At 40.5% G+C, this 22376-nt stretch carries 25 protein-coding genes and 1 tRNA gene; 17 read left to right on the plus strand and 9 right to left on the minus strand.

Annotated features, from left to right (window positions below):
* Positions 1-2: 2 nt before the first annotated feature.
* The 17 genes from FAI40_09520 to FAI40_09600 all read left to right on the plus strand — a co-directional run bounded on the left by FAI40_09520 (position 3) and on the right by FAI40_09600 (position 15834).
* Entirely contained in the window at positions 3-1193 is a 1191-nt protein-coding gene (locus FAI40_09520) for a 1-deoxy-D-xylulose-5-phosphate reductoisomerase (protein ID QCE35545.1), read from the plus strand.
* Positions 1186-2298, plus strand: coding sequence for an RIP metalloprotease RseP (gene rseP / locus FAI40_09525; protein QCE35546.1), 1113 nt, complete (start codon positions 1186-1188; stop codon positions 2296-2298). The genes FAI40_09520 and rseP overlap by 8 nt, the downstream gene beginning before the upstream one ends.
* 177 nt (positions 2299-2475) lie before the next feature.
* Complete coding sequence (gene bamA, locus FAI40_09530) at positions 2476-4944, plus strand: outer membrane protein assembly factor BamA (GenBank protein ID QCE35814.1); 2469 nt, start codon at positions 2476-2478, stop codon at positions 4942-4944.
* Positions 4945-4976: 32 nt separating this feature from the next.
* The gene (locus FAI40_09535) at positions 4977-5903 is read left to right on the plus strand and encodes an OmpH family outer membrane protein (GenBank protein ID QCE35547.1); all 927 of its coding nucleotides are present in this window, start codon (positions 4977-4979) and stop codon (positions 5901-5903) included.
* Positions 5904-5949: 46 nt separating this feature from the next.
* On the plus strand, positions 5950-7011 hold the full coding sequence (lpxD, locus tag FAI40_09540) for a UDP-3-O-(3-hydroxymyristoyl)glucosamine N-acyltransferase (GenBank protein QCE35548.1): 1062 nt from the start codon (positions 5950-5952) through the stop codon (positions 7009-7011).
* A gap of 62 nt (positions 7012-7073) precedes the next feature.
* On the plus strand, positions 7074-7577 hold the full coding sequence (gene fabZ, locus FAI40_09545; GenBank protein ID QCE35549.1) for a 3-hydroxyacyl-ACP dehydratase FabZ: 504 nt from the start codon (positions 7074-7076) through the stop codon (positions 7575-7577).
* Between the two features lie 55 nt (positions 7578-7632).
* Positions 7633-8448, plus strand: coding sequence for an acyl-ACP--UDP-N-acetylglucosamine O-acyltransferase (gene lpxA / locus FAI40_09550; protein ID QCE35550.1), 816 nt, complete (start codon positions 7633-7635; stop codon positions 8446-8448).
* Positions 8417-9283 carry an LpxI family protein gene (locus FAI40_09555; protein ID QCE35551.1) on the plus strand — a complete coding sequence of 289 codons (867 nt, stop codon included), beginning with the start codon at positions 8417-8419 and terminating at the stop codon, positions 9281-9283. Before lpxA ends, FAI40_09555 begins: the two co-directional genes overlap by 32 nt.
* Positions 9284-9363: 80 nt before the next feature.
* Positions 9364-9498 (plus strand): 50S ribosomal protein L34, encoded by a 135-nt coding sequence (locus tag FAI40_09560; GenBank protein QCE35552.1) that lies wholly within the window; start codon positions 9364-9366, stop codon positions 9496-9498.
* Positions 9499-9507: 9 nt separating this feature from the next.
* Complete coding sequence (gene rnpA / locus FAI40_09565) at positions 9508-9855, plus strand: ribonuclease P protein component (protein QCE35553.1); 348 nt, start codon at positions 9508-9510, stop codon at positions 9853-9855.
* A 4-nt stretch (positions 9856-9859) separates the two neighbouring features.
* Positions 9860-10072 carry a membrane protein insertion efficiency factor YidD gene (gene yidD / locus FAI40_09570; protein QCE35554.1) on the plus strand — a complete coding sequence of 71 codons (213 nt, stop codon included), beginning with the start codon at positions 9860-9862 and terminating at the stop codon, positions 10070-10072.
* Between the two features lie 44 nt (positions 10073-10116).
* A complete protein-coding gene (gene yidC, locus FAI40_09575; protein QCE35555.1) occupies positions 10117-11904 on the plus strand; it encodes a membrane protein insertase YidC in 1788 nt (595 codons plus the stop codon).
* Between the two features lie 40 nt (positions 11905-11944).
* A complete protein-coding gene (locus FAI40_09580; protein QCE35556.1) occupies positions 11945-12619 on the plus strand; it encodes a YihA family ribosome biogenesis GTP-binding protein in 675 nt (224 codons plus the stop codon).
* 12 nt (positions 12620-12631) lie between these two features.
* On the plus strand, positions 12632-13453 hold the full coding sequence (gene argB, locus FAI40_09585; GenBank protein ID QCE35557.1) for an acetylglutamate kinase: 822 nt from the start codon (positions 12632-12634) through the stop codon (positions 13451-13453).
* Positions 13454-13477: 24 nt separating this feature from the next.
* A complete protein-coding gene (dapD, locus tag FAI40_09590; GenBank protein QCE35558.1) occupies positions 13478-14311 on the plus strand; it encodes a 2,3,4,5-tetrahydropyridine-2,6-dicarboxylate N-succinyltransferase in 834 nt (277 codons plus the stop codon).
* Between the two features lie 21 nt (positions 14312-14332).
* Positions 14333-15499: a succinyl-diaminopimelate desuccinylase gene (dapE, locus tag FAI40_09595; protein QCE35559.1), complete on the plus strand. Its 1167-nt coding sequence runs from the start codon at positions 14333-14335 to the stop codon at positions 15497-15499.
* Complete coding sequence (locus FAI40_09600; GenBank protein QCE35560.1) at positions 15496-15834, plus strand: multidrug efflux SMR transporter; 339 nt, start codon at positions 15496-15498, stop codon at positions 15832-15834. Before dapE ends, FAI40_09600 begins: the two co-directional genes overlap by 4 nt.
* 68 nt (positions 15835-15902) lie before the next feature.
* On the opposite strand, the gene truA is transcribed toward FAI40_09600, so the two are convergent.
* The 9 genes from truA to FAI40_09645 form a co-directional block, all read right to left on the minus strand.
* Positions 15903-16691, minus strand: coding sequence for a tRNA pseudouridine(38-40) synthase TruA (gene truA, locus FAI40_09605; protein QCE35561.1), 789 nt, complete (start codon positions 16689-16691; stop codon positions 15903-15905).
* A complete protein-coding gene (locus tag FAI40_09610; GenBank protein ID QCE35562.1) occupies positions 16688-17614 on the minus strand; it encodes a methionyl-tRNA formyltransferase in 927 nt (308 codons plus the stop codon). Before FAI40_09610 ends, truA begins: the two co-directional genes overlap by 4 nt.
* A gap of 2 nt (positions 17615-17616) precedes the next feature.
* Complete coding sequence (locus FAI40_09615; GenBank protein QCE35563.1) at positions 17617-18165, minus strand: peptide deformylase; 549 nt, start codon at positions 18163-18165, stop codon at positions 17617-17619.
* 57 nt (positions 18166-18222) lie between these two features.
* A complete protein-coding gene (lptB, locus tag FAI40_09620) occupies positions 18223-18966 on the minus strand; it encodes an LPS export ABC transporter ATP-binding protein (GenBank protein QCE35564.1) in 744 nt (247 codons plus the stop codon).
* 1 nt (position 18967) lies between these two features.
* Entirely contained in the window at positions 18968-19873 is a 906-nt protein-coding gene (locus FAI40_09625; protein QCE35565.1) for a hypothetical protein, read from the minus strand.
* Positions 19870-20634, minus strand: a complete 765-nt coding sequence (locus FAI40_09630; protein QCE35566.1) for an LPS export ABC transporter periplasmic protein LptC — start codon at positions 20632-20634, stop codon at positions 19870-19872. The genes FAI40_09625 and FAI40_09630 overlap by 4 nt, the downstream gene beginning before the upstream one ends.
* Before the next feature lie 308 nt (positions 20635-20942).
* Positions 20943-21560 carry an SIS domain-containing protein gene (locus tag FAI40_09635; GenBank protein ID QCE35567.1) on the minus strand — a complete coding sequence of 206 codons (618 nt, stop codon included), beginning with the start codon at positions 21558-21560 and terminating at the stop codon, positions 20943-20945.
* A 16-nt stretch (positions 21561-21576) separates the two neighbouring features.
* Positions 21577-22224 (minus strand): ribonuclease D, encoded by a 648-nt coding sequence (locus FAI40_09640; GenBank protein QCE35568.1) that lies wholly within the window; start codon positions 22222-22224, stop codon positions 21577-21579.
* Between the two features lie 40 nt (positions 22225-22264).
* Positions 22265-22351: transfer RNA gene (locus tag FAI40_09645), tRNA-Leu, on the minus strand.
* Positions 22352-22376 lie beyond the last annotated feature (25 nt).

A 22376-nucleotide genomic window follows, 5' to 3' on the forward strand; every position in this document is an offset into this window, starting at 1 on the left:
TAATGGATAGTTATAAAAAACAGAGCCCTCGTACTGTCACTATTTTAGGAAGTACAGGAAGTATCGGTACTTCAACTGTTGATTTATTAAAGTCTTCTCCTTCAGATTTTTCTGTTTGTGCTCTGGTTGGGGGGGATAATGCCGAATTACTAGCAACTCAGGCAAGAGAATTAAATGCAGAATGGGCCGTTTTAAATAATGAAGAAAAACTACCAGAATTGAGGGCGCTTCTTTCAGGTACAGATATAAAGACTTCTGCTGGTAGAAAAGCCGTTATTGAGGCTGCATCTATTAAGGTTGATTGGACGATGGCTGCAATTACGGGAGCAGCTGGCTTGGAGCCTATTTTGGCTGCGGCTAAAAATGGGGGACATATTGCCCTAGCAAATAAGGAAGCTTTGGTCTGTGCTGGGTCTATTTTATTAGACAGTATTGATAAAAGCGGTGGAAAATTATTGCCTGTAGATTCTGAACATAATGCCATTGTTCAAGCTTTAGGAAAGAGTAAGTTAGCTGAGGTTGAAAAAATACTTCTAACAGCCTCAGGAGGGCCTTTTAGAACTTTTTCTCTGGAAGAGATGAAAAAGGTTACCCCAAAAATGGCTTTAAAGCATCCAACTTGGTCCATGGGAGCGAAGATTAGCATTGATTCTGCAAGCATGGCCAACAAAGGGCTAGAAGTTATTGAAGCCGCACGTTTATTTAATTTACCAAGCGATCAGATTGATGTTTTAATTCACCCACAGTCTGTTGTTCATGGTGGCGTTCTTTTTAGGGATGGCAGCTTTGTTGCTCAAATGGGCGCTGCAGATATGCGCATTCCGATTTCTTTTGCATTGGGAATTTCAGAGCGTCTAAAAACCAACTGTGATCGTTTAAATTTGGCGGAGATGGCTAAGTTGGATTTTTATCCGATGGATGAGAGGAAATTCCGACCATTGGCTTTAGCTAGAGAGGCTCTAACGATTGGCGGTGGGGCTCCTGCAGTCTTTTCGGCTGCTAATGAAATTGCTGTTGAAAATTTCTTAAACAGGAAGATCACATTTTTGCAAATTGGGGAGTTAATTGAAAAAACCCTGGAGCAGGGGAAATTTTCTGGAGAAATTACTTCTTTGGAAGAAGTTTTTGAGTGGGATTGTTTTGGCCGTCAAGCCGCGCAGCAGTTTATTAGTCAAGGAAGTTTGAATGCTTGATTTTATACGGATGATTGCGGCTAGCATTGTCGTTTTTGGAATTTTAGTTTTTATCCATGAAATGGGGCATTATCTTGCGGCACGTTATTGCAAAATTAAAGTAGATGTTTTTTCAATCGGTTTTGGTTCTGCGATTAAAGGATGGTACGACAAATTAGGGACGGAATGGCGCTTAAGTGTGTTTCCTCTGGGAGGGTATGTCCGCTTACATGGCTTTGAAAAGCCAGATGATCCTGAAGAATTAGCGAAGATTGTTTCTGATCGTGCCTTTTATGAGAAATCTGTATTACAAAAAATGCTGGTTGTCTCCATGGGACCTATTTTTAATTTTCTTTTAGCTATCCTCTTATATGCCTTTATTTTTGCATTTGTAGGCGCGCCTAAATCTACTCCTGACGTCGTTTCTGTTCAGGCAGGGAGTCCAGCAGCTGAAGCTGGAATTAAAGCTGGGGATCATATTCTTAAAATTGATGGTAAAAACGTTGTTTCTTTAGAACAACTTCAAAAAGTGATTTTAGGACATTCTGAAACAGCGTTAAGTTTAGGAATCCAGAGAGAGGGTAAGGAAGAAAATATTTCAATTCAGCCAAAATTAATAAAAGAAAATGGACACGAAATTGCACGTATTGGAGTGGCTTTTTCTGCTGTATCTGGGTATGGAGAGCCTGTTTCTATTTACAAAGTTATTCCCATGGCGGTACAGCAGACTTGGGAAACAACCGAGAATGTCTTGTCTGGCATAGGACAAATTTTGACGGGTAAGCGAAGTGCTTCTGAACTTGGGGGGACGATCCGAATTGTTCAGATGTCTGGACAGGTTGCTTCTTATGGCTTTGTCAGTTTGCTCTCTTTTATGGCTTCATTATCGGTCAATTTAGGGTTGCTTAATCTATTGCCTATCCCAGCTTTGGACGGAGGGCGGCTGGTTTTTTATGCGGTAGAAGGTATTTTAGGACGTTCTATTCCAGACCGCATACGAGATGTTTATTTGCAGATCGGCATCTCTTTAATTCTGTTCTTATTTCTTCTATCAACATATAATGATTTGAAAGGCATTGGTGTTTTTGGTTGGGTTTATAAAACCTTTGCTTCTATTTCGCACTGATAAATATTTTATTCTAATTCTTCTCTGAATTTATGAATATATTATAATGCTGTTCAAGTTCGCAGGAAGAATTGCAGAACTGTAAATTTCAGAGTGAATGAGGACGACTGTTTGCGGGGCTATTTTCGCCAAAAAGAAGGAAACGAGGCTTTTTTAGCGCTTATTCTAGTAAGTGCTATGATGCTCTTATTCTGTCTTTTGCCCCAGACAGCCTTTTCCAAATCAGCTTCAAATAATGTTGTGCAGAACGAGCCTGTGACTTCTTCAAATATTATTGAAGATATAAAAGTTCGTGGGAACGACCGTATTGAGACGAGTACAGTATTGTCTTATATGGTGGTGCAGCCGGGAGATAGTTTTAACCGAACAAATTTGAATAGATCTCTAAAAACGCTTTATGCAACAGGACTTTTTCGGGATGTTTCCTTAGAGCGTGAAGGGAGTGCCTTGGTGGTTACTGTTGCTGAAAATGCCGTTGTTAATCGAATTGTTTTTGAAGGTAATAGTGCCATTAAAGACGAAGATATTACCAAAGAGGTGACGTTAAGAACAAAGGCTGTTTACTCAGCACGTGCCATTGCGGCCGATCGTCAACGTATTTTAAATTTATATGCGAGCAAGGCACGTTACGGTGCGACCGTGACACCCCAAATTATCAAACTTTCTCACAATCGTGTTGATGTCATTTTTAAAATCAATGAAGCACATGAAACAAAAGTGAGAAAAGTCGTTTTTGTTGGAAATAAATTTTATACACAAGCTGCTCTTTCTGCTGTTGTTTCTTCGAAAGAAGATGCTTGGTATCGTATTTTTTCATCTTCAACGCAATATAATCCTGATCGTGTTAAATATGATGGTGAGTTATTGCGGCGTTTTTATTTGCATAATGGTTTTATTGATTATCACCTTGTTGATTCAACAGGAGAACTCTCAACAGATCATCAAAGTTTTTATATTACTTACACAGTGCATGAGGGGGAGCGTTACAGGCTTTCCAAACTTAATATTCGTTCTACGATTACAGGCGTAACCCCAAAAATGATGCAGTCACACATGGTTTCTCTTATTAGAGGTGCTTTTTATGATGCAACAGCTGTTCAAGATGTGGCAACGAGCATGCAAGAATGGCTACAAGGGCACGGTTACCCTTTTACAGTTGTCCGAAGTGAAATTGCACGGAATCCTGAAAAAAGAACGGTAGATTTACTCTTCGATATTGTTGAGGGGCCTCGTACATATGTTGAGCGTATTGATATTAATGGCAATACGATTACAAGAGATTCGATTGTCCGTCGCAATCTACCTGTTGCTGAGGGGGATGCCTTTACACCTCTGGAAAAGAAATATTCTAAATATGCCATTCAAGATTTAGGATATTTTAAGGATGTGAGTGTTAGTCAAACACCAGGGTCTGCTCCTGATAAAATTAATTTAATTGCACATGTTCAGGAGAAGCCAACAGGACAGTTTTCTGTCGGCGGTGGTTACTCTACCGATGCCGGTGTTATGGGGAATGTTGCTGTTAAACAAACGAACTTACTTGGATCAGGAGTGAGCGCTGGCTTCAATGGCACGATCGCTTATTATGAAAGGCAGGCTGATTTATCTGTTACGGATCCATACTTTCTCGGAAGAAATATGGTTGCTGGTGCTGATGTCTATTTTACACAAAGTTTGGATGAGACTTATCAGAGCTATAATGAAGGTAGATATGGATTTGACTTGAGAACAGGATACAGCATTAGCCGATATTTATCTCAATCTTGGACTTATAGTTTGGTGGACAGAGATATCGGAAACGTGAATTTGCGACAGGCTATGAGTGGTGCATCCTCAGGTTACAATGATCAGTATGTTTCCTCTGCCTATATTATTGATTCTCGTGGTTGGTCATTGTTGTCTCAGTTAAGTACATCATTGACGTATGATAGGAGAGATAGCCGTTCCGCACCGCATTCTGGTTATGTTGTTACCATTGGTGGGGATTTTGCTGGTATTGGTGGAGATGAGGAATATATGCGTGGAAAAATTAATGGGGCATATTATTTTCCGTTGGATAAATTTACAGGAAACCATGATTGGGTCATCAGCCTAAAAGGAGGTTTTGGTTACATGGGGAACTGGGGAGATGCTGATTCCGATAGACGAGTTATTGATAACTTTTACCTTGGTGGACAAAATTTAAGAGGGTTTTTACAGGGTGGTGTTGGTCCACGGTCAGCACATATTAATTGTGGCCCAGATAGAAATCCTAATGGGCCTCCATGTACGCCTAACTGGGAAGGTCAAGAAGATATGCTTGGTGGACGTTTAATGTACACAGCTTCTTTTCAGATAAATTACCCTGTTCCTATGGGAAAATCCTTGGGAATTTCAGCGCGTTCGTTTATTGATATTGGGGGATTGGGTGGCGTTCGTGTTGAGCATCTTTACACGAGCCCTGGTGATATGTGTCATTCAGACCCGAGTTTGTCATGCTATACCCCTATCGAAGGAAATACTTTCGCACCGAGAGCAACGATTGGTGAAGGAATTTCTTGGAAAAGTCCTTTCGGACTGGTTAATATCGATGCAGCGATTCCTTTTGAAAAGCAGCCAGGGGATATTACATATCCTTTCCGGTTTGGTTTTGGGCAGCAATTCTGATGTTGGATAAGAGAAAAAGGCAGGTACTCTTGATGAAAAACTGGAAATATAGACCGCTTTCACAAAAGAAGTTTTGTTATTTCAGCGGGGCTTTGTTGCTTTCTTTTGTGAGTGTAAGTTTCTTTGCGACACCTGCAAAGAGTGAAGGGTGGTTTGTGCCAAAAGCGGCTAAATCGGATAAGCCAGAGCCGAAGACCATTCCAGTTCCAACTGGTGCACCAGCAGCTGCCCCTGCGCCCCCTCCTGCCGCTGGTATGCCAGATGGGGGGGGGATGGATGAGCAGATGGGAGCTCAAACGCCACCTATTTTGCCATTGCCGAATGTTCCAGTTCCACCACCTATTGGTAAAGAAGCTCCACCTCCGGGTGCAACAATTGGTGTAATTAATATTCCAGGTGTTATGGCGCTTTCAACCGCAGCGCGTGAAATTCAACAGGAATTGGGAGCGCGACGGGATAAGTTAGCTAGAATCGTACAAGATGAGGAGCGTGCATGGCAAGGTGAAGTGCAACAATTACAGGCACAAGCCCATAGTTTGCCACCAGATCAGCTTCAGGCCCATGAGAAGAGACTTCAAGAGCGAAGGATTAAAGACCAGCGAGAATTCGGAGGAAAAGCAAGAATTATTCAAGAGGCGTATCAAGTTGCTTTTCATCAATTAGAAAGAGAGCTTGAACAACGTAATGGTATTATTGGTCAGGTGGCAGAAGCACATAATATGAATCTTGTTTTGCGTTCTGAGCAGACGGTTCTTCATGTCGATGAGCAGGATATTACCAAAGAGGTTGCAGATCGTTTAAACAAGGTCTTGTCTCACGTTTATATTCCAGCGGCTGATGAAGATCCTGAGCTTTTGGCAAAAAGTGGAAAAATGCCAACGACAGCGGATGAAGAGCGTCTTATGAATCAGGCACCACCACCAGAAGAAAAATCGCCACCGTCTGTATTACGTAATTAATTAGAGATTAATATCAATTTGAGTTTAAGAGCCGGAGGTAAGTGTTTTGGCTATAGAGGAAATTCCGGGAGATCCAAGGTTTTTTGAGCGTCAGGGGCCATTTTCTCTTCATGATCTTTTTGACGGCTTGAAATGCCAGATTAAGGATTTAGAAGAAAATGGCAAAAAAATATTTACAGGTGTTGCACCTTTGCAGGCTGCGAAGGCAGATGAAATTGCGTTTTTAGATAATAGAAGATACATACCTCTCATAAAAAATACGTCAGCAGGCGCTGTTATTATTAGTCCTGAATTTCAAGAACATTTGCCTTCGAGCGCTGTGGCAATTGTCACAGAGCATCCTTATGTGCTTTGGGCAAAGATTGTTGCACGGTTTTTCGCAACAATGCCGAAAGAAGCTTTAATCCATCCGACGGCTGTTATTTCCCCTAATGCAAAAATAGGAAAAAATGTTTCGATAGGTGCTTTTTCTTTAGTCGGTGATAACGCGGTTATCGGGGATGGTACGGTTCTCGCAAATCATGTCTCGATTGGAAATGGTGTTGTCTTGGGCGAAAAATGCCGTATTTATCCACATGTAAGTGTGGAATGTGCTTTGCTTGGAAATGGCGTTGCTTTGCATACAGGCGCACGGATTGGCCATCCTGGTTTTGGTTTTGCTATAAGCCAAGAGGGATTTCACAATATTCCCCAAATTGGCAGAGTGATCATCGGTGATTATACAGAAATTGGAGCTAATACGGCTGTTGATAGGGGATCTGTTCGAGACACGGTGATTGGTTTTGGCTGCCGTATTGATAATTTGGTGCAAATTGCCCATAATGTACGGATAGGGAATTGTGTCGTTGTCGTTTCTCAGGCAGGGATTTCTGGTTCCACAGAAATTGGTGATTTTGTTCAAGTCGCAGCACAGGCTGGTCTGACGGGTCATTTAAAAATTGGTTCAGGGGCTCGGATTGGAGCGCAATGTGGTGTTATGTCAAATCTTGATGAAAAAGCAGAAGTGATTGGAAGTCCAGCCTTGCCTTTTAGAGAGTTTTTTCGAAATGTAGCAACGTTGCGTCGTCTTTCACGTCGTTCTGGTCATGGTCAAAAAAGTGAAGTGTGATTGTAATTTTATTTGGAAGTATGTATTTGCTTTCGGAGTAAGATAATAACAAGGAGAAAATTATGGCTGCAAGTCCGAACGCGGAAGTGGTCCAGAATGCTGACAAAGCTTCTGTTGGAGAGACAGCAGATATTGTTGCTATTATGAAGGCTTTGCCACATCGTTATCCTTTTTTGCTACTAGATCGGATGGAGCAAATTCAGTTTGGTGAGTCTGCTGTTGGTATTAAAAATGTAACAATAAATGAACCTTTTTTCCCAGGACATTTTCCTGGAACGCCTGTTATGCCAGGTGTTTTGATTGTTGAGGCTATGGCTCAGACAGCAGCCGCTCTTGTAATGATGGGATTGGATTTTGAGCGCGAAAATAAAATTGTCTATTTTATGACAGTTGAAGGTGCAAAATTTCGAAAGCCAGTTAGTCCAGGGGATCAATTACGTTTAGAGGTGCAAAAGGAGCGTCAGCGTGGAAATGTTTGGCGTTTTAAGGGGGTGGCACGTGTTAGTGGAAAATCCGTCGCTGAGGCCTCATTTAGTGCAATGATTTTGGATCCTCCAACGGAATAATTCCTTACTGTCGTTGTTTTTATTTTAATTATCTCCACGGAAGTAGTTGTTCTCCATGGAAGTTCATCCAACAGCCATTATTGAAAAGGGTGCCATTCTTGGGAATGGCGTCCACATTGGTCCATGGTGCCATATAGATTCGAATGTTATCATTGGAGATAATGTTCGTCTTCATTCGTCTGTTTCTATTTCTGGACGTACAAAAATAGGAAATGGCGTAGAAGTATATCCCTTTGCGACAATAGGTCTTGCCCCTCAGGATTTGAAATATCAAGGGGAGGATTCTGAATGTCTTATTGGTGATAATACAATCATTAGAGAAGGCGTTACTATTCATCGAGGTACAGCCTTCGGTGGTGGGACTACATCTGTCGGTAAGAATTGTCTAGTCATGGTAAATGCGCATATTGCGCATGATTGCTGTATTGGCAATAATGTAATTATTGTAAATAATGTTGTTATAGGAGGGCATGTTTGTATAGAGGACAATGCCCGAATTATGGGGGCTGCAGCCATTCACCAATTTGTAAGAATTGGTCGGGGGGCTATGGTTGGTGGAAAGACAGGTATCGAGCGTGATCTGATCCCCTATGGTACGGCTATGGGAAATCGTGCTCGTCTTGTTGGACTTAACTGGGTTGGTTTAAAACGCAGTGGGGTGCAGCATGATGAATTACAAGTTATGCGTCAGGCTTTAAGGGTTTTGTATCCTAGAAACGGTGCTATTGATGGCTCCTTGCCGCAACGAATTATTCGTGCCAGAGAGTTATTTGGAAAAGAGCCTAAAGTTTTAGAAATTTTAAATTTTATGGAAAATCCAAGTAAGAGAGGGTTGACCATTGCTCAGATTTTTGAGAATGGGGATGGCTAATCTAAGAAAAGTTGGGATTATAGCAGGTGGAGGGGGGTTGCCAGCTTTGCTAGCGAGGCAATTGCATCGGCAGGGTGTTCCCTTTACTCTTATTGCTTTAGAGGGCTATGCTAACTTAAAAATACTGGCTTCTTTTTCGCCTAATGTTATTCGGTTGGGCGCTGTTGGCCGTATTCTTTCTTGCTTAAAAAGAAATGAATGCACAGAGTTGGTTATGATTGGTCCAGTTAAGCGCCCATCATGGTACCGCTTGTGTCCTGATTTGAAGGCATTGCCATTTTTATGGAAACTTGGAGAGCGTTTTTATAAAGGGGACGATGCTTTATTAAAAACGATTGTTTCTCTTTTGGAGCAGGAAGGTTTTGAGGTTAAAGGAGCAGATTTTTATCTTCCGTCTTGCGTCGGTCAGAAGGGTTTTAATCGCTCTTTATCTTCTAATGAAAAAAAAGATTTAATTTTTGCTTGGCGATTTTTGACAGTAACGGCCTCTTTTGATATGGGGCAGGGGTGTGTTGTTCAGAACGGACGCATTTTAGCAGCTGAGGGGCCTGAGGGAACAGATAATATGTTGAAACGCGTGGCTTCTTTAGGTATTTCTTGTTCGAAAAGGGCAGGATTGTTATTAAAAAAGCCAAAAGTAAATCAAGAAATGAGAGTAGATATGCCGATGATCGGCTTAGATACTCTAAGACTAGCTTCCGAAGCGGGGCTAGCTGGTGTTGCTTATGAGGCTGGAAGTACATTTGTAATGGATGAGCTTTTATGTCAACAAATGGCAGCAGAACTCGGTCTGTTTTTTGGAGGTGTGAAAATTCCGCCTTTTAACAAAGATTGAAAATTGACAAGAACCCCTATGCATAAGTATCAATGCATTAGAATTTTAAGAACTAAATTGTTTTATCTCGGAGAAAAATAATGAAACGTACGTATCAACCTTCAAAACTTGTCAGAAAACGCCGTCACGGTTTTCGTTCACGTTCAGCGACCGTTGGCGGTCGCCGTGTTTTGGCTGCAAGAAGAGCTAAAGGCCGTAAAAAGCTTTCTGCTTGAGTTTATTCTATTTACAGGCATTTACAAAAAAGATCTGAGTTTTTGCGAGCAGCTTCTCGTGGCGTGAAGGCTGTTCGTCATACAGTTGTTGTGCAAGCTTACCCTTCATCTCTTTCAGCGGGGGTGGGTTTTACGGTGACCAGAAAACTTGGAAATGCTGTTGTACGTAATCGAATACGTCGTCGCCTTAGGGCAGCTTTTCAGGAAGTTGCAAAAAATGAAAAGGTGCCGGCGGGCGATTATGTATTGATTGGTAGAAAGTCAACAGGTGATGAGGCCTTTACAAAGCTGGTTTCAGATATAAGAGGGGGCATTTTTTCGTGTATAAAAAAAATGTCAGTCACTCAGTTTTCATAATTTTATGTTAAAATATATCTTATTGTTTCTTTTGGCACTTTATCGTTTTTGTATTAGTCCTTTTTTAGGTAATAATTGCCGTTTTTACCCAACATGTAGTGAGTATTCCCGTATCGTTATCCAACGGTATGGTCCTTTTAAGGGGACTTATTTAACAGTGTTGAGGCTTTTAAAATGCCATCCGTGGCATCCTGGTGGGACTGATCATCCTGCTTGATACAGTGTTGTTATTAATGTTTAGGGAAAAATAGGGTAGCGTTTATGGATAATGATAAGCAGCAGGCTAGTACAAGATTAGCTGTAGCGATTATTGGCTCTGCCCTGATTATAGGTGCCTCAACATGGGTTCAGTATAAGTTTTTTCCACATCCAGAAGCCCAAAAAAAAGCTTCTGTAATATCTGCTGATCAACAACAGACTTCTGCACAACCTCAAGGCACTGAGGTGCAAAAAAGTGAAGCGCCGGTCATTCCAAAACCATCAGAGCCGGTACGTAGAATTGAGATTACAGGCGAAAAATTACAAGGCTCATTGAATCTTCGCGGTGCAGTACTGGATGATTTGGTTTCTTTGAAATACAAAGAAACTTTAGATAAAGATTCACCTCACGTTAGATTTTTATCGGCTCAAGATTCTTCTTATCCAACTTACGTAACAATCGGCTGGAATCAACTTTCTGAAAATGCAAGCACCAAACTTCCTAATTTAGAAACTGTTTGGCAGAGTTCTGATAATGAATTAAAGGCTGGTGGAAATCCTATTCTCTTAACATGGGATAACGGGGAGGGGGTCAATTTTAAAATTAAAATCTCACTGGATAAACAATATATGTTCAATATCCAGCAAGAGGTTGAGAATAATTCAAATAATAAAATTACTTTACAGTCCTATCAGACGGTTCATAGAGATTTTCTTCCTAAAAATGCAGGATCTTTTACAGAATATTTAGGGCCTATTGGGGCTATAAACGCTGTTTTGAAAGATATAGGCTATAAAGATATTAAGAAAAATTCTGAGGCTACTGGCGGGTTAGCTTGGAGTGATACAGGATCTGGTGGCTGGGGCGGTATTACCGATAAGTATTGGCTTGTTGCTGCGGGTGCTCAGAAAGATCAGAAAGTCACACTTTCGTATAAGCATCAACAGTCATTAAAGGAAAGCGGAGATTATCTTGTTTCTCTAACGTCTGCTCCTTCATTAACAGATTCTCAGACGGAATCTTCTACAAAATCTCTTGTTTTTGTTGGTCCGAAGGACTTTTCACTTCTTTCCGCATATCAGAAACAATATAGTCTTGATAGGTTTGACTCTGCGATTGATTTTGGCTGGTTCTCTTTTCTAACGCGTCCTATTCTTTGGGTTTTACATTGGCTTTATGGTTTAATTGGGAATTTTGGTTTGGCTCTGATGGCCTTGACCGTGATTGTCAAAATTCTTCTTTTTCCATTGGCTTCAAAGGCAGCGGTTTCTGCTGCTCGAATGAAGCTTTTGGCGCCAAAGATGGCAGAGCTTAAAAAGAAATACTCGTCTGATCCTAAGGCAATGAATCAGCAGATGATGGCACTTTATCGTGAAGAGAAGGTACATCCTGCTGGTGGCTGTCTACCAATACTTATTCAAGCTCCCATCTTTTTTTGCTTGTATAAGATGTTGAATATTAGTCTTGATGAGAGGCAGGCTCCGTTCTTTGGTTGGATTAAAGATTTATCTGTTCCAGATCCCACGAATATTTTTAATCTCTTTGGTTTGTTGCCCTTTAATCCAACTGTAATTTCTCCATTTTTACATGTGAGTTTATGGGGGTTGGCTCTTGGGTTTACATTCTGGATGATGCAAAAACAGACCATGGTTAGCATGGATCCAGCTCAGGCACGCATTATGCAATTTATGCCTTTAGTCTATGTTTTTATTATGTCAGATTTTCCAGCAGGTCTTTTAATTTATTATACATGGAATAATATTTTAACGTATTTGCAACAGGCTTACATTCAGCGTCGCACAGTTCTTCCTGTTCCTGTAAAAGGCGGTGTTATTGAAGGGAAGAAGTGATTTTCAGAGATGAAAATGCGAGGAAGGAAGTGTGTTGAAGATGTTAAAAAATGATGCAAATCTGGAGGCAGATCGCTTCTCGGAAGAAGAAATTAATTTTGGAAGAAAGCTTTTTGCCCAGGATTGTTCTTTTTTTCACGGTGCACAGGTATTAGAGCATTTGCCTGCTCCCTCTCTTCCGGAAGTAGCATTTGTTGGACGTTCGAATGTTGGAAAGTCTAGCATTATTAATGCAATTACAGGACAAAATGCCTTGGCACGTACTTCCTCAGAACCGGGAAGAACGAAACAATTAAATTTTTTTAATTTGGGGAAAAGGTTAGTCCTTGTTGATTTGCCAGGATATGGTTTTGCTAAAGCTTCCAAGGAAGTTAAGGAAGACTGGCAAAAAACAATGTTTTTGTATTTACAAGGACGCCCAACCTTACGACAGGTTGTTGTTTTAGTTGATGCTCGTGTAGGTGTTAAGCAAAGCGACAAGGATGTATTTACGCTTTTGGACAAGGCTGCAATTTCGTATCGTGTGGTTTTCACTAAGGTAGATGATGCACGTAAAACAGAGCTTGATAAACATCTTGTTGCGCTTGAAGATGTCATACGCATTCATCCTGCGGCTAATCCAGAAATCTTATTTACGAGTAGTCGAAAAAATGTAGGTATTGAAGCGTTAAGAGCTATTTTGTCAGCCTTTTCAGCCCCTAAACCCGTTCTTTAATAAATAATAAAGATGCCTTTACCAGAAATGACAGAAAGAGACGCCTTTTTTACACCTTCTAAGCGCTACGTGGTGATTAAGTATGGTGGGCATCTTATGGAAGGAGGAGATACTGCTTTCTCAAAACAAATTGTCTCCTTATACAAGCAGGATATTCTTCCTATTATTGTTCATGGAGGAGGTCCAGAGATTACCCAAATGCTAACGCGTTTGGATATACCAAGTGAGTTCATTGACGGTTTACGAAAAACAACTGAAGAATCTCTAGAGATTATTCAAATGGTGTTGTGTGGTATTATCAACAAGAGATTGGCGAATTCGCTTACCTTAGAAGGAGCTTCTGCTGTTGGAATTTCTGGAACGGATGCTTCCTTGATCGTAGCAGAGCGTATGAGTCATGAGTTAGGCTTTGTTGGGCGTCCTGTGGATGTGAATACGGCTGTTTTAGAGACAATTTTAAAAGGAAATGTGATTCCTGTTATTGCGCCAATTAGTGCGGATCTGGTCGGGCAGTCTTATAATATTAATGCAGATGCGGTTGCAGCTTTTATTGCTGGTGCACTTCAAATTAGTCTATTTATTTTAACAGACGTTGCTGGTGTTCGGGATGCAAATGGTGAAATACGGGATTCTTTAAATGAATTTCTAGCTCAAAAATTCTATGATGAGCGTATTATAAAAGACGGTATGTATCCCAAAGTTCAAGCTTGCTTATCAGCTTTAAAGTTAGGGGCTAAAGAGGCTTTTATTTTAGACGGAAGAGTTCCGAAAAACTTGCATCGATTTTTGATAGATAATGATCATTACATTGGGACGAAAATTTCTTTAGATTAAGCACTCAAAGCTGGAGAAAAAATTATGTTAGAACAAAATTTTTCAAAACAAATAGAAGAAATTTGGAATCGTCGAGATTCTTTAAGTGCTCTTCAGAATCAAGAGGATTTTAAACTTGTTAATAAAGTTCTCTGCGCTTTGGATGAAGGTTCTGTTCGTATCGCCTCTCTTACTCCCCAAGGTAATTGGCATGTGAATGAGTGGCTTAAAAAAGCTATTCTATTATATTTTAGACTTTCCAATAATAGCGTTTTACAGGCTTCTTGTGGTGGCGCTTCTGGCTTTGATAAAGTCCCTTTGAAATGTGCGGGTTGGACAGAAAGCGATTTTCAAAAGGCAGGTTTTAGAGCTGTCCCAGGGGCTATTATTCGTTATTCTGCACATATTGAAAAAGGCGTTGTTGTTATGCCTTCTTTTATCAATGTTGGTGCTCGTGTTGGTAAAGGCACAATGATTGATACTTGGGCGACTGTCGGGTCATGTGCCCAGATTGGAAAAAATTGTCATATTAGTGGTGGGGCTGGAATCGGTGGTGTTTTAGAGCCATTGCAGGCTTCTCCAGTTATTATTGAAGATAGTTGTTTTATTGGAGCTCGCTCTGAAGTTGCAGAAGGCGTGATCATACGCAAAGGATCAGTCTTATCTATGGGGGTTTTTTTGAGTGCCTCAACACGTATTATAGATCGCAATACAGGGGAGGAGTTTAGAGGAGAAGTTCCGCCATATTCTGTTGTTGTTCCAGGTTTCCGTGAGCCGTCAGAAAAAGGAAAGCCTGGACTTTCTTGCGCTGTGATTGTTAAAAGAGTTGATGCCCAGACACGTTCGAAAACAGGGATTAATGAACTTTTACGGGATTGAAAGTTTGAAAGAACTTTAATATTGGAAAATCAAGAAAATGAGAAAGAGCTTTTTTTAAGAGAAAAGCTTGAGGATCCTGTTTTTATTTTACAGAACTTGCTGCGTTGCCGCTCTATTACGCCAGAAGACGACGGTGTTCTTTCTTTAACAAAAAGAATGCTGGAATCTTTGGAGTTTTTCTGTACGGAGCTCGCCTTTGGCCCTAAAGGAAAAGAAACAAAAAATCTTTTTGCTTTTTTAGATGGTAAGGCTGAAGAATATCTTTGTTTTGCGGGGCACACGGACGTTGTGCCAGCTGGAGAAGGATGGAGTAAGGAGCCGTTTTCAGGAGACTTAACAGACGGAATAATAACAGGACGAGGTGCTGTTGATATGAAGGGCGGCTTGGCTTGTATGATAGCAGCTGCTGCAAGAGTTTTGAAAGAAAAGTCTTTTAAGGGCAAACTTGCTTTTCTTCTTACAGGAGATGAAGAAGGGCCTGCAACTTTCGGGACAGTCAAGTTACTTGAATGGCTCAGAGAAAAAAATGAACATCCAGATTTTTGTCTTCTTGCAGAGCCTACAAGCGTTGAAAAAATTGCAGATGTTTTAAAGATTGGGCGTCGTGGTAGTCTGAATGTAAAGCTTAGAGCTCAAGGTAAACAAGGACATGTCGCTTATCCGCACTTGGCATGTAATCCTGTGCCTATTCTTTTGAATATTTTGCAAGAATTTTTGCAATGGCAGTTAGATGAAGGGAGTGAGTATTTTGAACCGTCTTCTTTGCAGATAACGTCATTGGAGACAGCTGAAGGGGCAAGTAACGTCATTCCATCTACCGCTTCTGCTTCTTTTAATATCCGCTTTAATGATCTCCATACAGGAAGCCAACTTTCAAATTATATTGAAAAAATTGTTTTAAAATATCCTGAAGTTAAATGCGAAATTAGCGTCAGTGGAGAATCTTTTTTGACGACGCCTACAAAATATGTTCAGAAATTAGAAATCGCCTCTGAAAAAATTATGGGATACAAGCCTAGAAGAGAAACAGGAGGAGGCACTTCTGATGCTCGCTTTATTTCAAAATATATGCCCGTCGCAGAGTTGGGGCTTTTGAATAAAACGATGCATGCTGTTAATGAATGTGCTTCGATAAATGATTTAGAAAACCTAACACAGATTTATAAAACCTTTTTAGAAATTCTATGAACACGTTTTTACCTTGGGTTTATCTTGGTTTTGCTATTTTGTTAGAGGTTATAGCAACATCCTTAATGAATAAAAGCGCGGGTTTTTCTAAAGTTGTGCCTGCGATTTCTGTATTGGCTTTGTATGGAGTAAGTTTCTTTTGCATGGCGAGAGCATTGATAGCAATTCCTGTTGGGTTAGCTTATGCTATTTGGTGCGGTTGTGGGATCGTTGCCATTGCATTTATCAGTTTGCTGTTTTTTAAACAGCATCTTTCTTGGCTTGCTTGGGCAGGAATCGGATTTATTTTCTTGGGAACGATTTTGGCCGTTATAGGCGGAGGGCTTAATGAGTAGTCTTTACGCATGAAGGAAAATAAAGGTTTACAGGGACAAAATGCTAAAAGATATTAATAATTAAAACCTCAATGGAAAAGTTTCTCTTTATAGCCAGCTTCCATAAAAAATAATCCTTCGGGAGGAGCTGTTTGCCCTCCTGCTGATCGGTTTTTTGCTTCGAGTGCATGGATTAAATCCTGATTAGACCATTGTCCTCGTCCAATAAGTGTCAGTGTTCCGACCATGTTTCTGACTTGATGATGTAAGAAAGAACGGGATTTTGTAATGATACGGATGAGGTCGTTTTCTCGGATAATATCAAGCTGATCTAATGTTTTGATAGGGCTCAAAGCTTGGCAAGCGCTTGCTCGAAAAGTAGTAAAATCGTGCTGACCTATTAAAAGTTTTGCGGCATCTTGCATAGCTTGAGCATCTAAAGCGAAAGGAAAATGCCAAACTCTATGTTTTGAGAGGGCAGGGCGAGCACGTCTTGTTAAAATATGGTACTCATAGCGACGCCATAATGAAGAAAAGCGTGCGTTCCAACCAAAAGGCGCGGGGGAAGCATTTAAGACAACGATAGGATGCGGCTTTAGATGGAAGTTAATGCCATCAATGATATTTCGTTCACATAAGGAAAATTCTTTAGGAAAATCCAGATGCACCGGCATTGCTTGTGCATGAACACCAGAATCTGTTCTTCCAGAAGCAACAGAATGAACGCATGCGCCTTTGACTAATTTAGAGGCAGCTTTTTCTAAGAGCTCTTGCACCGCAATATCTGTCTTCTGTCTTTGCCATCCGACATAATTTGTGCCGTCATACTCAAGTAAAATGGCCCAGCGTTGCTTATTTGATGCGCAAGCGTCTTTCATTCTGAATCAAAATGGGCTGAGGAAGGTAAGTCACTTCCATTCATAAAATCTTTTGCGCTGAGCATTTTACGTCCAGACTTTTGGATTTTTTCAATTGAGATAATGCCGTCACCAGTCACAACATTGAGGCTATTTTCTAGGATAGTTCCTGCTCGATAAGGGTTGGACAGTGTAGAAGGAATAATTTTTAAAGCGCCAATTTTCAGTTTTTCCCCGTTTAATATGGTGAAGCTGCCTGGCCACGGATAAAAAGCTCTAAATTTATTTTCAATTTCATGAGCAGATTTATTCCAGTTTATCTTCCCATCTTCACGGCTGAGGCGCCCAACGGTTGTTACGCCTTTTTGAGGCTGTGGCGTTGGTTTTGGAAAAGGAGACTGTAGTAATTTTGTTAAAGATGAAGCCCCTAAATTTGAGAGACGAGTGGAAAGCGTTTCGGCAGTATCTTCTGGAAGGATAGCAAGCTTTGAAATTTGTAGAATATCACCTGTATCTAATCCTGCATCCATTTGCATGAGCGTAATGCCTGTTTCTTTGTCCCCAGCAGCAATAGCCGCTTGGATAGGAGAAGCTCCACGCCAACGTGGTAAAATACTTGCATGGATATTGATACAGCCCAATTTAGGCGCATCAAGAATTTCTTGTGGTAGAATGAGCCCATAAGCGCAAACGATTGCTAAATCGGCATTTAAAGATTTAAATTCTTCAATCGTTTGAGGGCGATTTTTTAAACGTTCTGGAAAGCGAACTTCAATACCTGCGTTTTCAGCCACAAGATGTACTGGTTGTTTTGTCAGTTTATTGCCTCTGCCCGTCGGGCGTGGCGGTTGCGTATAAACAGCTACAATGTCATGTCCAGCTTTAATTAGAGCCTTTAGAGCTGGTACGGAAAAGTCTGGAGATCCCATAAAAATAAGGCGCATAATTACCCTTTTTTTCTTTGGTCTTTAGTAAGTTTTTTTAAAATGCGACTTCTCTTCAAGCTTGAAAGATGGTCTACAAATAAAACGCCATTTAAGTGATCAAGTTCATGTTGAAAACAAGCAGCCTTGAGGTCATCACCTTCTTCCTCGATCCACTTTCCTTCAATATTTTGATAACGGATTTTGACTTTCTCTGGCCGTGTGATTTCGGCAAATTGTTGAGGGAGAGAGAGACATCCTTCTTCTCTTGAGGAGAGTGTTTCACTTTTTTCAATAATTTCAGGATTTATAAGAATTTTAGGATCGGGTTCTTCATCTTCACGGCTTAAATCCATAATATAAAATCGTTTAGAAATTCCGACTTGAGGGGCAGCAAGTCCAATACCTGGCGCTTCATACATTGTTTTAAACATAGAAGGTAAGATTTTTTTGATAAAATCCATATCCTTATGTGAGACTTCTTCTGCAATTTTGTGCAGAATAGGATGAGGGGGAAGCAAGATAGGGATTGTATTGTGTTTTTCGAGATTTTTAAGGAGTGAGTGAAGCATAAGTCTTTGAGTACAGTGGATTGGAAATAGCGTATAGCAAGTTTAGAGAAAAAATAACTAGAGAGAAAAGTTCTCACCAAGGTAAACGCGACGAACGTCATCGTTTTTAACAATAATTTCGGGCGTCCCTTCTGTTAAAACCTGACCACTATAGAGAATATATGCTCGATCAATAGCGCCTAGAGTTTCTCTCACATTATGGTCTGTAATCAGAACGCCAATGTTCCTATCTTTCAAATGGATGACAAGTTCTCGAATTTCACTCACAGCAATTGGATCAATTCCGGCAAAAGGTTCATCTAAAAGAATATAATCTGGTTGGCTAGCAAGGGCTCTCGCAATTTCAAGTCGTCGGCGTTCGCCACCAGAAAGTGCCATAGAAGACGACTTCCTCAGGCGTGTGATGCCAAATTCTTCTAAAAGATTGTCTAGCATCATATGGCGTTTATCGCGATTAGATTCAACAACCTCAAGGGCAACCATAATATTGTCTTCTACCGAAAGACCTCTAAAAATGCTTGCTTCCTGAGGAAGGTAGCCAACACCTAGTCGTGCCCTGCGATACATAGGTAAGCGTGTAATATCAGCATTATCTAGCGTAATCATGCCCTCATCAGCTTGAACAAGTCCAACAATCATATAGAAAGTGGTCGTTTTTCCTGCTCCGTTAGGGCCAAGTAGACCGACTGCTTCACCTTTTCTAACAGATAATGAAACGCCTTTTACAACTTGGCGTTTTTTATAGGATTTCATGATGTTATGAGCTACAAGGCCTGTTTCAAGAGAGATATTTTCAGTCATTTTAGCTCGCATTTTCATTTGGGACGATTAAACCTTGAACAGGATCTTCACCACCTGGAAGCATTCGTGAAATTCCTGTTTTCATATTTACAATAGCTTGAGAGCCATTATTTTGATTTTGGCCTTTTGTTACGCGAACATGTCCCATTAAACGTGCTAACTCAGGTCCAAATAAGTAAACGCCACGATCTCCAACAGCTGTTCTTGTTGGCGTTCTGACGGTGACATCTCCCCATCCATATGCTCGATCAAGATCTGGAGCATCTGGTCCAAGCCTTTCCTTTTCTTCATCAGAATATCCGATGGCCTTAACCACATCGGCGGAAAAGCGTTTTCCATCACTTGTTGTGACGATTGCATCTCCTCGTCCGATAGAGATATGTGTATCAGGATAATATTCTAGCAGATCTCGGGCGGTTACAAAATTCTTTGCTGAAACGACACGTAATTTATTGCCTGTTAAAAGCATAATGCCTTTGTCTAGGTCGTAAATACCGTGATCTCCCCAAGCTTGATCTTTTTGGTTATAAATATGCACATGGCCTATGGCCTCAATCCGATACAAGTCTTGATCGCCATCTTGGTCTCCATCATCTTCAGATTCTGGCTGAGGAATAGGTTCTTTTGTTACAGGATCTAAAGGTACTTTTTTTCTAAGATAACCAATGATTGTATCCGCATCTAAAGTAATATTGTTGCGAATACCTCTTGCGCCTCCAGTTAATGTAACTGTATGAGCGTTTCGATCATAAATTTCTTCTTTTTTCCAATAAAGTCGAACTGTAGGGCCATGAGAGTTGTCATCAGCAGCATTAGCTACGGACGCTTGTAATAAAATCGGCGTGGCTAAAAAAGACCCAAGGGAAAAAAGGAGTAAATATTTTCTTAAAAAAGAACTCTGTATCATTTTAACTTCTCTTTTGAATCTTCATCGTGATTTCTCAAAGAGCGTCCTGTTCCAATAAAAAGCATTTCTCCACGATTATGGTCCATGAAAAAACTTTCGGCATCTTGTGTTCCAAAAGGGCCCTCAGCATGTATCCAATTTGGGGAGGCGATAATATTTTTATTCAGATCAATACTGGCTGTTAAACCATTAATGAAGAGGCCATCACTTCTATATAGAAAGACATGGCCATCAAGGTCTAAAGTTCCATGGTCTTGCATGAATGTGCCTTTATCGGCTCGAACCTCAACCCATTTTCCATTTGAGAGGTGAAGATCGGCAATGGGTTGATCCATGTCAATTCTTTCTGAGCCAATTTGACGTGCTGTCGTCGAGGTAATCATATAGGAGCGGTTACGGGAATCAACACCTCTATAGATAGCTTGCTCCATATTGCTGCTTTCAGGGCCTCTGTGTGTTATATGGGATTTAATAATTCTATTTTCATGCACCAAGTGAGAAATTTCTGGCCATAAAATGATGGAAAGTAAAAGTCCACCAGCAAGTGCTGGGAGTGACCATTTCGCAATCAGAATTTTTTTATGGTGTTGGTCTATTTCTTCTTGTGTGGGAAGCTTTCTGTTGGCGCGACTCTCCTGCTGCAACAACTCTAGTTCTTTGCGCCTAGATTCCCTGTTACCTGAACTAAAATCCTCCCTTTGAATTTGGGAATGATTCTGTTCTGAAGGTTTATTTGCTTCGGAAGACGGATTTTGTTCCATTTTTATTTATGGAATTTCTTCAGAGGAATTTAAGTCCGATAGGCGAAGGGCAGCAATGGGTAAATTGTTTAGATCCACCACGAAGATATTATCAGTAAAGAATTCCTTTTTCTTCACAAAATCTAAAGCTTCTTTCACAATCATTTCTACATTTAGAGTTTTTATATTTTTGCTCATAATACACATGCTTTAATTTCATTAAAACGCTTTAGATCTTTTTAAAATAGGTCTTGTAAATTTCTCTCCCTGATTTCGCTTATCAGTTTGCCTATTCAGGAATATGTGAAAGAGGAGCAGGGGGAATAATTTCAGAAAGACGCCGGGCATTTTTTTCCGATTGATCCCCCTGGGTGTATGTCAAAAAAAGTTTCTTTCGAGATTTTCTTAGATTGAGCAATCGTTGTGATTAGGGCATTTGCTAATGCTAGAAATAGAAGAGATGATGTCGTTGGCGCCGAGGAAAAAAGACCTGATTCTTTTGATAGAGGAACAGAGAGCACAATATCACTTTGTTTTGCTAATGCTGAAGAGGGGCTTGTTGTTATTATAGCAATCTTGATTGCATGTTTTTTTGCGTATTTAATAAGCAGTCTTAATTCAGCAGTTTCGCCAGATTTTGTAATCAACAATAATAGGTTTCTAGAGGTAATCGCACCTAATTCGCCGTGTGCAGCTTCTGTTGGGTGTAAAAAAAAGGAAGATATTCCAACTGAGGAAAAGCTGGAGCTTATACACTTCGCAATATAGCCAGATTTTCCAACTCCTGAAAGAATAACATGTCCTTGAGAGGAATCGATTGCCTTAATTAAATCAAGTATGGAAGATCGGAAATTTTGATTTTCTGCACTGAAAGCAAGCAGATCTTTCAGGGCTTTTTTATCTAAAACTAAAGCTTGTTCAAGTGCAGAAAGGACATTATCAGGCATGCAGAGAAAGTTTTATTTAAGCTTTGTGAGAAAATATATCTGGATTATCGTAACCCATGAGATCCAGTTTTGCACGTGATGGCAAGAACTCAAAGCATTCTTTTGCTAAGGAAAGACGGTTTTCACGCTCAAGGAGATTCTCTAATTTTTGCCAGAGTTTATGTAAATATAAGACATCTGATGCAGCATAATGTAGCTGTTCAGAAGTAAGATCTGTATTGCCCCAATCGGAAGTTTGTTGCTGTTTTGAAAGCTCTACATTGAGCAAATCACGACAGAGAGCAGCTAATCCATGGCGATCTGTAAAGGTTCGTGTGAGCCGGGCAGCAATTTTTGTGCAAACAACCGGAGCGGCAACAACATTTAGATATTGCCAAATAGCCGCAAGATCAAAACGTGCAAAATGCATGATTTTGGTTACATTTTGATCCGAAAGTAAGCGTTTTAAATTGGGGGCATTATACCCATTTCCACCTAGAGTTTCAGGGATAAGTTGTACTAAATGAGCACTGCCATCTCCAGGTGAAATCTGAACTAGACAAAGACGATCTCTATGTAGATTTAACCCCATTGTTTCTGTATCAACAGCGATTGAAGAGCCTAGATTAAGGCCATCAGGGAGGTCATTTTTATAAAAATGTATAGAAGATTCGGGCGTTTTCATTGATAATTCGTCCCGCTTTAATTTTTCAGGAAGGCGCAGATGGTGCCCAGAAGAAGACTCGAACTTCCACGTCCAGAAGGACACAGGCACCTGAAGCCTGCGCGTCTACCAATTCCGCCATCTGGGCATACATAATTTTCTGTATAGTCCAA

Source organism: Acetobacteraceae bacterium (assembly GCA_004843345.1).
Taxonomy (GTDB): Bacteria; Pseudomonadota; Alphaproteobacteria; order Acetobacterales; family Acetobacteraceae.